Here is a 15629-nt window from a genome sequence, read left to right on the forward strand (position 1 = left end):
AACTAGTTACCCTGCCCGGTTAAAAAAGTGACTTTCTCGCCTTCCACCAGACTATGAATGCCAGCCGTTACCACCCATTCGCCTTTATGTAACCCGCTGATAACGGTAATACCAGTTGGCGTGAGTTCGCCAATCTGGATTTGCCGCCGGTGCACTTCTTTGGTTTTGGAATCAATCAACCAGACAAATGTCTTTTGTTCTGAATCGGTCGTCAGTACGGCGGAAACCGGAATAGTAAATTGATTTTGGCTCTTTTTCGTTTGTTCAATTTGGCCTGTTGCTTTACCCGCCATGCCCGGTAAAATTTCAATATCTGCCGGCTGTTTCATAATTAATGTAACCGGATAAGTTCGGGTATCCGGTGATGCTTCATGACTGATTTCCTTTATTTGCGCAGAGATAGCATGTTTGGGGAATGCATCAAAATGGACAACAATATCTTTGGCATAACTAATATAGCTGATTCCGCCTTCCGGGATTTGCAGCACCATTTCAATTTGAGAGGTATCTAATAATCTGGCGATATTTTGTTGCTTGGCTATTGTCTGATAATTTTCAACATATAAGTTTGAAATTTTGCCATCAAAAGGCGCCTTGAGCACACTGTCCTTCAGTGCTTTCTCTGCCAGCTCTTTATTCGCCTTTGACATCGCAAGTTTGGCTTTTAAAAGATCGTAATCAGCTTTTGAAATATGACCTTTGCCCAGCAATGATTCCGCCCGCTGAAAATTTTGTTCATCACGAGTAAACTCAGCCTGCGCGGATTGCAATTTTGCTTCAAACTCTTTTTGATCAAGTTTTGCGATTAAGGAGTCCTGCTTGACTATATCGCCAATTTTAACCGGCAATTCAATCAACGAGCCGCTCACATTAAAAGACAGATTAACTTGTTGAAACGCTCTTGCCCGTCCGGGAAAAGCGCGGCCGCTAAAAGCATCGGTATTGCCAACTTGAATGGCTTTAACCGGCCTGGCAGGGGTTGAAGCCTGATTCTTCTGATCCTGGCTGCAGGATGCTGCCACCAGGATTAAAATCAAACAGGGTATCCGAACAAGCTTTTTCATAACATCATCCTTGATTTTCCAAGCATTATAATCCCGGCCTCGCTAAAATCCGGTAAACTGCTTATTTACACTGAGTCTTGTTAATTTAACAATATTATCGTAATACCCGGCATAACTATCCGAATGTAACGGCGAATAGTTCAGGTTTTTTAATAAACCCGTTAACTTCACAAAGAAATTTCGCGCCTCTTCTTTCTCCGTAAACTCATACTCGTTCGCAATAATATCAAAAAGCAAATTAAAGAATTCCTGTTGCCGAGTCATAGGAACAGAAACATCAACCGGATCATACGCATCCTGTTGCAAATAAGTCATATCAAACATCAGCGCTTTTTGATAGAGGATATAATCACGCATTGTAATGCCTTCTTCACCCGTCACTTGCATCATATTAAAAATTTCCTGCCCTTGATGCAGCAGTCTGGTGATATCGGTCACTTTGGTTATCCAGGTCGATTCAAGATTGCTTGTGAACCAGGGCTTGAGTTGTTCAAAATAACGCGACCAGGAAATTAAAGGGTCAACCGCGGGATAAAACCGCTTATAAGCCCGATCGTAACTTAACCCAAGAAAGGTTTTAACTGAACTTAAAGTGGATTGGGTAACCGGTTCTTCAAAATTCCCGCCTGCTGGCGACACTGTTCCAACGATGGTGAGACTGCCGCAAGTCTGGTCATGACATTGCACAATCCCTCCCCGCTCATATAATCCTCTGATGCTGCTGTCCAGATACGCTGGAAATCCTTCTTCGCCAGGTATTTCCTCCATCCGGCCCGAAGTTTCCCGCATTGCCTGCGCCCAACGGGAAGTTGAATCGGCAATCAGCAGAACATTAAATCCCATCTGGCGATAATACTCACCGAGAGTAACGCCGGTATAAATAGATGCTTCACGCGCAGCAACCGGCATTGACGAGGTATTACAGACAATGATCGTTCTATCCATAAGCGTTCCCCCCATTTTGGGGTCAACAAGCTTTGGAAAATCGGTAATGGTTTCTACTACTTCACCCGCACGCTCACCGCATGCCACAATAATAACGATATCAACATCGGAATATCGGGCAATCAAATTCTGTAACACTGTCTTACCGGCGCCAAATGGCCCCGGGATACAGGCGGTTCCGCCGCGGGCGATAGGAAAGAATGTATCGATTAACCGTAATGTGGTCATCATCGGTTCACTTGGGTACAGGCGATCAGCAAGATTCTTCTTCATTAAAGTTTGAGCGATAGAAAGCCGTACTGGCCATTTCTGCAACATAGTCGCTTCATAGCTGTTGTTTTCTGCGTCAATCAATTTCGCTATCGGCGTATCTGCCGGGAAAGTTCCCTGCTGGATCCAATCTACTTTGAGATGTTTTCCCAGATTAAACGGCACCATAATTTTATGGGTAAATCGCCCTTCCTGCACAACACCCAGAACATCGCCGGCACTGACCAGATCACCGGCATACACGTTTGCGGTAAATACCCATTTTTTTTGTGCGTCAATTGATTCTTCACGGACACCGCGCGGTAAAAAAAAGCCATATTTACCGGCAAAATTCATTAATGGATTTTGCAGGCCATCATAAACCATTCCTAATAGACCTGGACCCAAAGTAACAGACAATTGCTCGCCGGACTGCTCAACGCGATCCCCTATTGCAATACCGCTGGTTTCTTCAAATACCTGCGCAATGGCTGTATCGCCTCTCACATGTAATATTTCAGCCATGATCCGTTCATTGCCTGCGCTTTGAGCAGGACAGATATAGATAATTTCATTCTTGATGATAGGCTTGGCTCCAGTTCGCCGGATATGGACAATGCCTTCCTGGATTGCAATCACCATCGCATCCTGGATCACTTGTTGAGACTGTTTATTGTTCATGACACTCTCCCTTTGTCATCCAGGATAATTTTTTGCTGTTTGTTTAATATTATCTGAGCCAACTCATTAATCTGCTTCAAAGCATAGTCCTTATTAAATTGTGACCAATAATGGATAATATTCCAGCGCAGCAAATAAATAATAATGGCTTCGAAATCGAAATAATGCCCGCTTTCAACAATCGCCAGGTGTTGCCAGATATAGGACAATAAAAACTCTTCAACCGCGATTGTATCTTTTTGAGCAATATCATGCGCAACCTTGGGCAGCCAGGGATATATCGCCTGCAAGCCAAAATCAGGCTCATGCCAGTTAGCCAGTAACTTATGATTCCAACGTGTAATCCAGCATTCCTGAGCGTTTAACGGTAACTCTCTCTTTTCATTTCGTAAACGTAATGCCGCTAATATACTGCGTAAATCGAAAAACCATAACAGGGTATCACCAAGGAAAACTGATTGGGTATCCATTACACGTTGAAACGCAGGCCGCAGCTCTGCCACTGATTGCTGCGGCTTAAACCAGCTTGTCCATACCAGGGATTCTACTGTCAAGGCAAGCGTGTATTGCTCTTCCGGTAACAGCTTCAATCGTTTTTCGAGTTGCAGCCTTGAAATGGGCGTTTCCTGAATCTGGAATTGCGTATTCATCCGCGGCAGGCTGCAGACTACGGTATAGTATTGCGAGGTCATTGCAATAATCCCTCTAATAGCGCCCGAAAACGCGGCTGCATATGTTTAATCAATAAGCAGCTAACTGCCTCTTCTGTTAAATCCAAAATAATTTCTTCATCAACAAGGGAAATTTTAATCCCGGCCATTTTTTTATCATGATGTCCGACGTGTGCACTCAGGCCCTCTCTGAGCATTTGTCGGGTCAGGCTTTGCACCAGGGTTTTTAATGGATCAGTTGCCATTAACTCCGGATTTGTTCTGATTTCATCAAAATCGAGTACTTTTCCCGGCAATTCAATGGCGATATTTTTTGCTTTATACGCGTGAAGCTGCTCTACTGAATCAGTGGCCACTAAAAGAATTAATTGCCGTAACATATCATTATTATCCAATTCCTTATCAACCAGCCGCCTCACTTCCTGAGTAAAACGATCAATCAGGTTTTGCCTCAACTCAAGCCGCATATTTCGTGCAGCGAGTTGCAATGCGTCCTTTGCCGCCTGCTTTTCCTGCTGAATGGATTGATGGGCGTCATCCATCAGCGCTTTTGATTTAGCCTGGGCATCCTTTAGGATACGATTGGCTTTATCCTGCGCTTGCTGAATGATACGCGCAGCCTCATCTTTCCCGGCCTTTACACCATCTTGCTTTAAGCGTTCAATTAACGCCTCAACGCCGTGAGAAATTATATTGGCAGCTTTATTTTGCTTTGATTCCATCGCAAGCTCCTATATTCCATTGCTTAATACCAAAGCAAACACAAAGATAAATACCGCAAACCCTTCAACAATCGCAGCCGGGGCAATAGACAAACCAAATATTTCAGGCTTGTTCTTGGTCGCATTGATGGCGCTGGCGCAACAGTTGCCTTGTTGAATGGCACAGATCATTAGCGCGATTCCCGCTAGTAACCCTATACCAAAGAGTCCGCCGGCAATTTGCGGCGTCACCTGGCGATTAAGCGCAAACATAATGACTATCCCCATAATCGCCTGAGTAGACGGAAGGACGGAAACACCAATGTATTTACCATACCCACTGTCGGTATCTAACATCACCCCGATTGCAGCCTGTCCTGCAATCGCACAACCGCAAATGCTTCCAATCGTGGCCAGAGCCATAGGCGCATATATTCCTACCCATCCAAACAATATCATTAACTCATTCATGCGAAATCTCCTGTTTCTTAAAGGGCTGATAGCTATAGCCATCCTCCTTGATGCTCCATTTAAAAAATTCAATATAGTTAAGCCGAAGGCCATGAACAACTGCACCCAACAGGCATAAAGCCAGATTAAGCGATTGCCCGACGAGCAAAACAAGAATCGCCAGCAGCCAACTGCTGGCTTTCCCGGACTCGGTAATATGATGCGCCATAGTATTAAATGTAACCGCTAATGAAGCGCCGGCCAATCCCAGAGCAAATAAGCGCAGATAACTGAGAATGTCGCCAAATAAAGTGGGTAATTCCGTTAAAGCACTCACACCATGAAAAATCCTTGTTAAGAAATTTTTTACGCTGGTAATGGGTTTATTTGAAGCAAAAACCGTAATCAGCAGCAGGCTCAGGATAAAGAGGTAAATCGCGGGCTGAGTAAACATAGTGCTGTGTTTGATTACACCAAAACCATAGAGCAATGCGGAAACAATTAATAAGATAAATCCGATGGCATGAATCCGCTCATTACGATGCCGGGCAAACCAGGCGCGCATGCCGCAGGCAATGCAGATATGTAAACAGCCAATAACGAGCACAAGAATCATCATCCGATTGAAATTATTTATATCGATTATTTTTAGTTTTGCCAGCCAGCTTCCGGCTTTTGGTTCAACGCCCCAGTAACTGCCCAGCATAACGCCATAGATAATGGAAAAAATACTAATCACCACAGCCAGAGGTCTTAACCATGCGCCAGCATTGTACCGCCCCATCTTTTTCCAACCCAAAGCGGTACACAGTGCCAACACAATGCCATAGCCGGCATCTGCAAGAATCATCGCAAAAAAAATTGAAAAAGAAAAAAAGACCATAATCGACGGGTCAAAGGCATGATAGCCCGGGGTCTGATAAAAATTAACCAATTCGGAACCGGCTTGTAACCAGGGCCGCGACTCCAGCAGGGTAGGGGGTAATTCGTCTGGTAAAGGTTGCTCAATCGCCAGACTTAATTGCCGCGCTTTACAAAATTCGGCAAGACGCTGCAATTCCGCCTGCGGAACCCAGGCCTGTAACAGAAAAAACTCTTCATGCTCTTGTGTCTGCCCTAACGCCTTATGCAATTCGGTCCTATCAGAGAATTGCGCCATCTCACAAGCCAGTAAATAACGATAGCGGGTTAAATTACGCTGCTCATCCAGCAAATCATCAATACGTTCATTCAACTCATCCAGTTCAGCACGCAATTCCTTTAGCGCAATGGAACCGGTATGCATTCGGCGAAAGGGAAAATGCTCTTCTTGCGGCTCTTGTTCAGACAACAAAATAATAAAGGCATAATGATTATTGCGGTATATTTCCTGCAAAGGGATATCATTCGGAATCCGGGCCAATTCTTTTAAGTTAATTTTATAAAACCATAATTTGATACCGCCTAAATCCTCTTCCGCTGGCAAAACAAAATCGCCCCATTGCGATACCGCATGAATTCGGGAAGTTAAAAAGTCACGGCGATCAACAGCCGCTCTTAACGCTTGCTGATTAGTCAAGATCTTCTTCACCACCTCATCGGGGTTAAAATCCCTTTGAGAAAGGCGCGGATTGCCCTGCTCAGATGAATTGTCCAGATAGAGCAAAGCCGCTTTTATCTGATCCAGTAACGTTGTCGAAGGGGTGGTTAAAGCCGATTTAGAGGGCGGGTTGATTGCAATTAAATGCATGCAGCCCAAAGCCTGCAACCCGGCCACAATATCTGCCTTGCAGCAGCTCGGGCCTAGCAGACTCACTTTTTCAAACGTTGCGATGCTCATCAGCGCATCCTCTTTCTTTTAGCGATTTTGGATCGAACCACTGCCGCTCGCTCATTATCGGTTAAAAAGATCTGGATCAGCCGAATGTTATTTAATGCTCGGGGAATTAATACTTTTTCAAAAAGATTTTTCCGTTGAGTTACGGTTTGAATCGATTTCGCCAATAATTTTTGCCTGTCGGCGGCAATTTGCAAGCGCAACTGTAATTCAATTTTTGCGCGCAAGGCGTCGATTAACTTTTCAAACCATTGCGGGGTATTAAAGTAGACATAATCGAGCGTATTAAAAACTATAGCTTGTAACACCGGTAACTTAACTCCAACAATGTTTTCTTCAGCGATAACAATTTCTTTGATTTCCATGAAACTGGTTACCAGATCTATCGTGCCGGCAACCATGGGCAAATCATTTTGAATACTTTGTTCTAATGCGTTTTCCTGTTGGTTTAACGCGTTAATCTCAGCATCGATATGGCTGCGTTCTGACAATAATTTTTTTCTTTTCAATTCCAAAGACGGCAAAAACCGCTGATAGTTTTTCAGATTTCTTTGTTCCTGACTGAGCGATGCTTTATTAAGCTTAATTTGCGACATGATCCGCATCCGATTGTGCCCTGGCATTAAAATATTTCGCAACGAGCTCCTGTTTCATCAATAATTCATTTTCATGAAAGCATTCTGCAAGCGTTTGCCAACATAAATCCAAGGCTTCTTCTAAAGGAATCGAAACTTTAATGTCCATAAATCGTTCGCGAAATAAAGAACCGAATTTAAGTAATCGCTCATCAAATTCAGAAATTTCAAAAGCCATTGCCTGTTTTTGTTCCGCCTCACAAGCGGCCGAATAAAAGCGGATCATCGTATTCATAATCTGGCTATGATCATCCCGGGTTTGCTTGCCGATCACATGTTGTTTGAGCCGCGACAATGAACCAAAAGGATCAATGGAACCTGAATGGAGATATAGCTGCCCTTCGGTGATATAGCCGGTATTATCAGGAACAGGATGGGTGACATCATTTCCTGGCATCGTAGTCACTGAAAGGATGGTTACCGAACCTGCGCCCTGGAAATCGCAAGCCTTTTCATAGCGTCTTGCTAATTGAGAGTATAAATCTCCCATGTAGCCGCGGTTAGAGGGCACCCGTTCCATGGCAATACCAACTTCTTTCAAGGCGTCAGCAAACGCAGTCATATCGGTTAATAACACTAACACCCGCTTGCCTTCTTCAATCGCCATTTTCTCTGCTACTGCTAATGCCATATCGGGAATAAGCAAGCGCTCTAAAATTGAATCGGAGGCCTGATTCACAAACATAATGGTACGCGCAATGGAGCCATGATCTTCGAAGGTTTTGCGGAAGGCGTAATAATCATCGAACAGTAATCCCATACCGCCAAAAACAATGACGTCAGCTTCAGCCTGAGTCGCAATTTTGGCCAATAGCTCATTGTAGGGTTCACCTGCTATAGAAAATATTGGAATTTTCTGGCTTTCAACCAGACAATTAAAAATATCAATCATAGGAATATTGGTGCGAATCATCCTGGAGGCCAGCGTTCGCCGTGTTGGATTTACCGTTGCGGTACGAATAGACGTTTTATCATCCTGTTCCAATTTCGGGCCGCCATCAATGGTTTGGCCAACGCCATTAAATACTCGCCCCAGAATATTGGGGGAATAACTGACTTGCATTGGATGGCCAAGAAACGTGACTGATGCGTCAGTCGATAGCCCTTTCGTACTGCCATACACCTGGAGGGTAACGATTTCGTTTTCCAAATGAGTAATCTGAGAGAGCAACACGCCCTTTGAAGTATGAATCAAGGCCAAATCATCCAGTCTGGGAGCAGATATGGCCTTAGTATCAGGCATAGCCGGAACAACAACTTTCAGAATATCTCCGGTAATTTCGTGAATATTTTTATAGTGAATATTACTCATTGCATTCTCTCGTTGTTGCCTTCGCATTAGCCATCATCACAGCCACAGCACATGAGCCAATCCGGGAGCGTACATTATCAGCCCGACTGGTTAAAACGATAGGCACTGCCGCGCCTAGAATGATTCCTGCAGAGAGTGCATCGGCAATGATGACCAGTTGCTTGGCTAAAATGTTACCGGCCTCCAAATTAGGAACTACAAATATATCAACATCGCCTATTACCGTAGATTGAATATGTTTAGTCTGGGCCGCGTGAAGGCTGAACACATTATCGTAAGCGAAGGGGCCATCAACTATGGCTCCGGTAATTTGCCCGCGTTCTGCCATTTTTGCCAGACACGCGGCATCTGTTGTCGAAATCATTTCGGGATGTATTGTTTCAACTGCGGACAACAATGCCACTTTGGGTGTTTCATCGTTATTAAATGCATGAAACAAATCAACGGCGTTTTGAATAATGTCTTTTTTAACCATTAAATCAGGCGCGATATTAATGGCTGCATCGGTGACAATGAATGGCTTATGGTATTTTTCAATCGCCATAATAAAAGCATGGCTAATGCGGCGGCGAGTACGCAATCCATTTTCTTTTTTAATGACGGCATGCATTAATTCATCAGTATGCAAACTCCCTTTCATTAAGGCCGCTACTTTTCCTTCACGCGCCAATTGTACTGCTTTTTCTGCAGCATCTGGCGGTTCTGAAATATTAATCAACTCATAGCGGCTGATGTCTGCCTTCAGCTTTTGTGCAATAGACTGAATTTTGGCTTGTGGGCCAATCAAAACAGGCTCAATCAATCCCAAATGATTGGCTTCGATAGCCCCTTCAAGTGAATCTTCACTACAGGGGAACACGACACCAACTTTAATTTTTGGCAACGATTGGCATTTTTGCCGAAAATCTTCCGCTAATTTATCCAAATCAAGTTTTTTTTGTGCCACGTTTTACTCCACCTTTGATTCGCTGGCCGCTTTGTTTTGCAACAAAGGCATTTATTTGAGGAATAATATGCTTGCGAAATTTACTGCCATTGAACAAACCATAATGGCCAACGTCCGCAGCAAGATAATATTTTTTCTTATCGTCAGACAGGTTTTTGCATAAAGTAATGACTGATTTCGTTTGCCCAAGCCCGGTTATATCATCATGCTCGCCTTCGATAATTAAAATTGATGTATTCTTGATATCCTGTAAACGAATGGTATTTCCTCTGGATTTATAGTGCCCTTTAGCCAGTAGCTGCTCCTGAAAAACGGTATTAATGGTTTGCATGTAAAATTCAGCCGTTAAATCCATTGTTGAAAAATATTCCAGATAAAAACGTATAGTTTTGAAGGCAGCATCACGTTTATTTTCCGCATAATTTTTAATCGCTAATTGCAGGGATTCGATATGGCGTTGTATATTCATGCTCATAAAGCCGGAAAGCTGCATAAACCCCGGATATACTAATCGCATTGCGCCCGGAAATCGGCCCGGTACCATGGAAATAACGTTTTGCTGAAACCAGTCATCGCCTCTGGAAACCGCCAGTTCATTGACCGCCGTTGGCGATTTGGTAGTATCAATTGGACCGCCCAGCAAGATAGTGCTGGTCGGCAAATGGGGATCGTTAACTGTGGACATTAAAGCCAGCGCAGCCAGCACCGGAACTGTCGGCTGACACACCGCCATAACATTTAAATCCGGACCCAGGAGCCTGAAGTAGGAAATAACGTATTCAATAAAATCATCCAAATCAAACGCCCCCTCTGCCAAAGGTACATCACGGGCATTTTTCCAATCAGTAATATAGACATCATAAAAAGGTAACAATCCCTGAACCGTATCCCGCAACAGAGTGGCGTGGTGTCCGGACATAGGAGCGACAAGCAGCATTTTCGGCATTGTGTTATCAGCGATGCCCTTTTTCTTGAAGCGCAATAAATCACAAAAGCTTTTACGATCAACGAGCTCCTCAATAATATCGTAGTATTCATCACCTATTTTTACGTCTTTGATATCAAAGCATGGTTTCTCATAAATATTGGTGATCATATGAGTGACATAGCAGTAACCCGTTAATTCTCTAAAATATTTAATTGTTGAGCGCATAGCCATTTCACTTAACTCCTTTTGAGCATCAGGTAGAAACGGCACATTGACTGGCAAATTCATGGTATCGGCAATTCGTCTAAAACGCTTGGAAAGAGTAAGACAATAATCAGAATAAGGCTGCAACGACCTCATTGTGAAATCATACCAGTTATATAATGAACGGCTATCAAGGGGGTTGTTTAGCATAGAAGCATCCTTACTCTATGAATTACTTATATTTTCATTCAAATAGTATAGAAGACTTCCAGTGAAATTTTACAATGGGGGTAAAATATTTTTCGGGGCTTAATTATATGGTCTGTTGGATAAAAGGTTCGTCTTTGCGAGCGTTCGCAAAGACGGTTTATTTGCAACTTATTAAAATTTGTTCACCTAACATGGGGAGTGGCTATACCTCCCGATTGCTGCGGCTGCAATAACTCTTTTATTTCTTTATTAACAAGATTACCAGTATTATCCATCCAGCCTAATTTGATACATATTTGCCGGCTTCGGTTATTATGATTTTGCGCATGTTTTATGATGTCTTCGAATGGCATCAATTTCCTGACGTTGGTATTTCGGAAAAAACCGAAACAGCCTTGCTTGTCCTCTTTCAATTGCTGCTTATGGTTTGCAAGAAAAATTCGTTTTAAGCGGTTATTTTCCGACATAGGGCGATTTAATTTTATATTATCATCTTTATAGTCTATCTCAACGATACTTTTTGGCACATACGTAAGTATTTGATCAACTCTCTCGCGATTACGACGCTTAAATACCGTCCCGTCCAAGCTATTACCTAACTGCCCCCATTTGGTGATCTCACTCAAAACAAGGCCTTTTACCATGCTAGTTTTTAATGACTGTAACATTACTCTACTATTGTGCATTATAGTTTCGATATTAATTTCAGAATCTATAGCATTCAATTCATGTATTGTTAGTTGCGTGCAGCGAAGTCCGCTAAAAATGTTAGTCAGAGTTTGCCCGTCAGCTGATAAAAACCAGAATCCGTCAAGTTTAAGTTGCTTTACATTAGCAGGTATATTATCAAAGATAAGCTTTTCATAGCCATTAAGCGACTCAATAAGGGTGGGTTTTAATATCAAGCTTTCGATTGATGTAATGGCTTTAAATGCCTCGACAATATTATTGCTATCGACTGGTTTATTCAGATCATAAAAATATTCCTCAAGAATGAGATTTTTAATGGACGATGGGATAGCACGACAAAATTGTACGCCTTCCTCGCTTCCATCAATTATAGATACCCCTTTATTGTGTAGGCCGATAACGTGTTGTGGTAAATATTTTAGTGATTCTCTGATAATTGGCTTTAATCTTGTTGAATTTACATAATCCAGTGAATATTTAACAATTTTAACTCTCACGGGGATTTCGTTATATAATTCAGCCAGTTCAGCAACTGAGCAGACTTTAACAAATTTTGTTAAATCTAATTCGCCGTCAGCTTGCTTAATTTCCTCTTTAAATTGCGCAATTTGTTGCGGCGAAAGACTTACTTGTGCAGGCATAAAAAAAACCAATGATAATCTGTATCCATATTGTAAAACACATGAAATATTTGGTCAAGATGATTAAATATAACCAATATTGGCGGCATTATATTAATATATGTGTTGAGCTGCATTTTATTTAGCTCAACACCTATTCATCTACAAGGGGCATGCAATTTTAGTCCAGGGATTTTCGGTTATATTTAATTTCTCTAATAAGGCTTTGCGCAGAGCAGCACTTGAGGAAAGCATTGAGCCCGACCAAAAGCCTGTAGAACAGGTGCTCAAATCACAGTTTCCTCCGAAAGTGACAAATGTTTGCTCATGTTTTATTTTACAACTGCAGATCGCTTTTTTGGCATTCATAGGATCTACAGTGCATGGTGCGTCCACGCAATCAGTCCAAGGCTTGCCTCGTGGACAGGTCAAACTTTTCTTGTGATTAAATTGTTTGAATGAAAAAGTTGAAATAACTTTTTTGACTTTAAAAGCCGCTTGCCTGGGGGCGCGTTTGCCACATTTTTTATACCCTACACTATCCCCTTGCTCCACATCACACGAACAAATAGCGTAATCGGGATGCCTGGGATCAGGAATACAAGGCGCGGAAGTACAAAGCGCGTACTCTTGATTACACACGATTGCATCTTTAGCGACTCCTGCATAGGATGCACTGATAAAAAAGAAAATAAAAAATAGCAGATAACGATAGCTCATCATGATGTCCTTATAAAATCCCTTTCTACATACCCTTTACTATAAATCAATATTTGCAATCAGGTATTTATATTGCCTGAATTCAATGAACTTTCGCCATATTGACAAGTTTTAAAAAAAGCAGCAAGCTAAGCGCCGATGTGTAAATCTCTACTCAAAAAGTTATTTTTACGTTCATTATGGAGAATGAAATGAAATTAAAAGGGAAAAGCAATAACGCTGGTTTCTCGCTCTCGTTAACCGGAATTTTTCTTGCTTTAGCAGGCTTAAGCGCACATGCTGGCACAATGGGTCCTGTTGCAGCAGCGCCTGGAAATATTTACGCAGGCGTTTTTGGCGGCGGCGGCGCTTCAACCAAGACTGACCTCAGTCAATATGGAACTGCATTCTTTCCAGAAGCAGCAGGCGGTCCCCTGGCAGTAGATGCTTTTGGCCGCACAAACAGCCGCTCCATGGGAATGGTTGGCGGTCAGATTGGCTATCAATGGACAGATATTGTAACAGCTTTTACCAGCTGGACTTTAACACCCGCTTTTGAAGCAGAAGGCTATTACCTTGGCAAAAGTAACTTTACAGGCCATGAAGTTAACAACAATACAACCCGACTTCCCGAACATGATTTTGCCGTAACCTATCCAACAAGCGCAGGCGTTTTTCTCATCAATGCAGTATTGAATTTTAATTCAGACAGCTGGTTACGCCCCTATATAGGCGCGGGTATCGGCGGTGCGGTATTCTCAATTAACAATGCCAATGCACTTCAAGTTTCACCACTAGAAGTTGGTGTTAACCATTATAATTCTAATACCAGCAGTAAAGACAGTGCTTTTGCTGGTCAAATTAAAGTGGGTTCAAATTTTGCAGTCAATCCGCATGTAAGCATTTTTGCTGAATACCGCTGGCTCTATGCAGCCCCGACCAGCTATACCTTTGGTTCAACTTCTTACCCAACACACGCGGCAACCAGCGCGTGGCGTGTTGATTTTGGAGCTCAGAAATACAATATGGGTTCTGCAGGTATTCGCTACACTTTTTAAATAATTCCCTTTATCTCCCACTGTTTAAAGCCTGTGATTTAATCACGGGCTTTAATTTATGTAATGCTTGCACTTCCTTTGGTTTAGACTTGAATCCTTATGGATAATTCACTGTCAGTGGATCATCAATCGCAATAGTTACTGGTTGTGTCCACGACGGGCCTGGATAAGTATAAGTGACACCAGGTACAGGATTATTACCAGGACCGCCTGGGTTATATAATGGTAAATAAGAACCCGAGGCGGGAATTATTACTGCGGTAATTAAACGCATTGCTGCATCATCGCCTTTTAAAATAATATCCAGATAATTATCTCGATCGGCAACATAAGCATCATTTAAGGGTAAATCATATTTACCTAAATCAGCCATACCCACAACCGTGATCACACCTGCAGAGAAAATATAAGGAACGTTTGTTTGAGTTAATAAAGTAGATACTCCATTCTCAGTCACTTCGACTTGAAAGAAATTGCTGTAATCGCTGGGCAGGATTGCGGCAACCCCATCAGGTGAAATTCCAGCTGTCGTATATATACGCAATCGATATTGTGCATCCGCACCATAAAGCGCCGTTCCACCATTTGGAAGATTGCTTTTAAACGCTACGGGTGCATTTTGGCCAATATCGTTCATGATGCTTAATTTAGCGCCAATTAATTTTGGACCGCCGCCAGATTGATAAGGATTACCGCTTGATTTGGTCAGGCCAACTGCACTTACGGGCCCATTAGGACCGACTAATTTTAAGGTAGTACCATTATCGACCACCGTAACCTGAACAGGGTAAACCGCTCCAGGGGTTCCAGGTGCCAGTCGATTACCAAATTCTCCAAAAATAACAACACAACTACGTTTATTATATAAAAAATTCGGGGTTATCGAGGCCACTGCCGGCCTTACTACTTCACCGGTATTCAAAGTCAATCGAAAGTCCGTTGGGTTAACCGTACTGGGCAAAACCGGCCAACTAAAACAAATCGGCATCGCATCGGCATGGTCTGTAGGATAACCAAATCCAATTGCCACATCAGAAGGAGATTGCGCAGTGGTGTAAGCAGCAAAGGGCGCATCAGGAGTGGTTATAATCATCCAGGTTCCACCCGCAGCAATAACCCCTGCTTCATTTCCTGGAACCCCTTCAATTCCCTCAAAACCGTAATTTGCTGACAACATTTCTGGCTGACTTCCCCATAAGTCCGCATTAACCAGTTTATCTTCTAACAGTGATTGGTAGGTTAGAGACGGAGGAGGTATCACTTCAACCCGCAATAAATCATTACTATTAGTAACACCGGCACAACTCACACCATCATCCCAACAGGCCATTAGCACATTGGGGCTTCTTGCACCGCTGATAACATCTCCAACATGCAAACCATCCGGTGAAATAATAAGCGTCAAAGTACAGCTTGCATTAGGCGCTAAAGTAAACGTGCCGCCACACCCCGAGGAGTCAATACTGGTAGAAGGCGGCAACGACACGATGGAAGCATTGACTGCGGCAATAGGGTTGGGGTTAGTAATTTGATAAATGGCGTGAACCGGAAACCCGATTGCAACTTCAGTGGGTAAAATTGTATTAGATTTGGCAGTAATAAAAAATGGAAGATTGTAGCGAGTTTTGTTATGTTTGGACTGAGTTTGAGCGTTTACTCCGCCATTTATACTAATTAACATCAGCAACATAACTGACTGGCATAAAACAGAACAAAAAAATTTTCCCCATCTATTCATTACTTATAATCC

Annotated in this window: 14 protein-coding genes; 1 reads left to right on the top strand and 13 read right to left on the bottom strand. The window is 42.7% G+C overall.

Going from position 1 to position 15629, the window contains the following annotated elements; translation table 11 throughout:
* Positions 1 to 2: 2 nt before the first annotated feature.
* From ACFORL_RS08540 to ACFORL_RS08595, 12 genes are all read right to left on the bottom strand, one after another.
* Positions 3 to 1064, bottom strand: a complete 1062-nt coding sequence (locus ACFORL_RS08540; protein ID WP_382343042.1) for an efflux RND transporter periplasmic adaptor subunit — start codon at positions 1062 to 1064, stop codon at positions 3 to 5.
* A 42-nt stretch (positions 1065 to 1106) separates the two neighbouring features.
* On the bottom strand, positions 1107 to 2939 hold the full coding sequence (locus ACFORL_RS08545) for a V-type ATP synthase subunit A (protein ID WP_382343044.1): 1833 nt from the start codon (positions 2937 to 2939) through the stop codon (positions 1107 to 1109).
* A complete protein-coding gene (locus tag ACFORL_RS08550; protein WP_382343046.1) occupies positions 2936 to 3631 on the bottom strand; it encodes a DUF2764 family protein in 696 nt (231 codons plus the stop codon). The genes ACFORL_RS08545 and ACFORL_RS08550 overlap by 4 nt, the downstream gene beginning before the upstream one ends.
* Positions 3628 to 4332, bottom strand: a complete 705-nt coding sequence (locus ACFORL_RS08555) for a hypothetical protein (protein ID WP_382343048.1) — start codon at positions 4330 to 4332, stop codon at positions 3628 to 3630. The genes ACFORL_RS08550 and ACFORL_RS08555 overlap by 4 nt, the downstream gene beginning before the upstream one ends.
* Positions 4333 to 4341: 9 nt before the next feature.
* Positions 4342 to 4782 (bottom strand): ATP synthase subunit C, encoded by a 441-nt coding sequence (locus tag ACFORL_RS08560; protein ID WP_382343050.1) that lies wholly within the window; start codon positions 4780 to 4782, stop codon positions 4342 to 4344.
* A complete protein-coding gene (locus ACFORL_RS08565; protein WP_382343051.1) occupies positions 4775 to 6580 on the bottom strand; it encodes a V-type ATP synthase subunit I in 1806 nt (601 codons plus the stop codon). Before ACFORL_RS08565 ends, ACFORL_RS08560 begins: the two co-directional genes overlap by 8 nt.
* Entirely contained in the window at positions 6580 to 7173 is a 594-nt protein-coding gene (locus ACFORL_RS08570; RefSeq protein ID WP_382343053.1) for a V-type ATP synthase subunit D, read from the bottom strand. Before ACFORL_RS08570 ends, ACFORL_RS08565 begins: the two co-directional genes overlap by 1 nt.
* Positions 7160 to 8524, bottom strand: a complete 1365-nt coding sequence (locus ACFORL_RS08575; RefSeq protein WP_382343054.1) for a V-type ATP synthase subunit B — start codon at positions 8522 to 8524, stop codon at positions 7160 to 7162. Before ACFORL_RS08575 ends, ACFORL_RS08570 begins: the two co-directional genes overlap by 14 nt.
* Positions 8517 to 9470 carry a bifunctional enoyl-CoA hydratase/phosphate acetyltransferase gene (locus ACFORL_RS08580; RefSeq protein ID WP_382343056.1) on the bottom strand — a complete coding sequence of 318 codons (954 nt, stop codon included), beginning with the start codon at positions 9468 to 9470 and terminating at the stop codon, positions 8517 to 8519. Before ACFORL_RS08580 ends, ACFORL_RS08575 begins: the two co-directional genes overlap by 8 nt.
* Positions 9451 to 10812, bottom strand: a complete 1362-nt coding sequence (gene phaZ, locus ACFORL_RS08585) for a polyhydroxyalkanoate depolymerase (protein ID WP_382343058.1) — start codon at positions 10810 to 10812, stop codon at positions 9451 to 9453. The genes ACFORL_RS08580 and phaZ overlap by 20 nt, the downstream gene beginning before the upstream one ends.
* Before the next feature lie 182 nt (positions 10813 to 10994).
* Positions 10995 to 12143, bottom strand: a complete 1149-nt coding sequence (locus ACFORL_RS08590) for a hypothetical protein (protein WP_382343060.1) — start codon at positions 12141 to 12143, stop codon at positions 10995 to 10997.
* A gap of 141 nt (positions 12144 to 12284) precedes the next feature.
* On the bottom strand, positions 12285 to 12845 hold the full coding sequence (locus ACFORL_RS08595) for a hypothetical protein (protein WP_382343061.1): 561 nt from the start codon (positions 12843 to 12845) through the stop codon (positions 12285 to 12287).
* A 188-nt stretch (positions 12846 to 13033) separates the two neighbouring features.
* Between ACFORL_RS08595 and ACFORL_RS08600 the strand changes: the two genes are divergently transcribed.
* A complete protein-coding gene (locus ACFORL_RS08600; RefSeq protein ID WP_382343062.1) occupies positions 13034 to 13879 on the top strand; it encodes an outer membrane protein in 846 nt (281 codons plus the stop codon).
* 97 nt (positions 13880 to 13976) lie between these two features.
* On the opposite strand, the gene ACFORL_RS08605 is transcribed toward ACFORL_RS08600, so the two are convergent.
* Positions 13977 to 15617 (bottom strand): hypothetical protein, encoded by a 1641-nt coding sequence (locus ACFORL_RS08605; RefSeq protein ID WP_382343064.1) that lies wholly within the window; start codon positions 15615 to 15617, stop codon positions 13977 to 13979.
* Positions 15618 to 15629: the final 12 nt, after the last annotated feature.

The organism is Legionella dresdenensis (assembly GCF_042649825.1).
GTDB classification, from domain to species: domain Bacteria; phylum Pseudomonadota; class Gammaproteobacteria; order Legionellales; family Legionellaceae; genus Legionella_C; species Legionella_C dresdenensis.

Excerpts from the sequence above, each read along its gene's own strand:
- ACFORL_RS08560 (WP_382343050.1), bottom strand. The coding sequence starts at position 4,782 with ATGAATGAGTTAATGATATTGTTTGGATGGGTAGGAATATATGCGCCT.
- ACFORL_RS08540 (WP_382343042.1), bottom strand. The coding sequence starts at position 1,064 with ATGAAAAAGCTTGTTCGGATACCCTGTTTGATTTTAATCCTGGTGGCA.
- ACFORL_RS08575 (WP_382343054.1), bottom strand. The coding sequence starts at position 8,524 with ATGAGTAATATTCACTATAAAAATATTCACGAAATTACCGGAGATATT.
- ACFORL_RS08595 (WP_382343061.1), bottom strand. The coding sequence starts at position 12,845 with ATGATGAGCTATCGTTATCTGCTATTTTTTATTTTCTTTTTTATCAGT.
- ACFORL_RS08550 (WP_382343046.1), bottom strand. The coding sequence starts at position 3,631 with ATGACCTCGCAATACTATACCGTAGTCTGCAGCCTGCCGCGGATGAAT.
- ACFORL_RS08600 (WP_382343062.1), top strand. The coding sequence starts at position 13,034 with ATGAAATTAAAAGGGAAAAGCAATAACGCTGGTTTCTCGCTCTCGTTA.
- ACFORL_RS08605 (WP_382343064.1), bottom strand. The coding sequence starts at position 15,617 with ATGAATAGATGGGGAAAATTTTTTTGTTCTGTTTTATGCCAGTCAGTT.
- ACFORL_RS08545 (WP_382343044.1), bottom strand. The coding sequence starts at position 2,939 with ATGAACAATAAACAGTCTCAACAAGTGATCCAGGATGCGATGGTGATT.
- ACFORL_RS08555 (WP_382343048.1), bottom strand. The coding sequence starts at position 4,332 with ATGGAATCAAAGCAAAATAAAGCTGCCAATATAATTTCTCACGGCGTT.
- ACFORL_RS08570 (WP_382343053.1), bottom strand. The coding sequence starts at position 7,173 with ATGTCGCAAATTAAGCTTAATAAAGCATCGCTCAGTCAGGAACAAAGA.
- ACFORL_RS08590 (WP_382343060.1), bottom strand. The coding sequence starts at position 12,143 with ATGCCTGCACAAGTAAGTCTTTCGCCGCAACAAATTGCGCAATTTAAA.
- phaZ (WP_382343058.1), bottom strand. The coding sequence starts at position 10,812 with ATGCTAAACAACCCCCTTGATAGCCGTTCATTATATAACTGGTATGAT.
- ACFORL_RS08565 (WP_382343051.1), bottom strand. The coding sequence starts at position 6,580 with ATGAGCATCGCAACGTTTGAAAAAGTGAGTCTGCTAGGCCCGAGCTGC.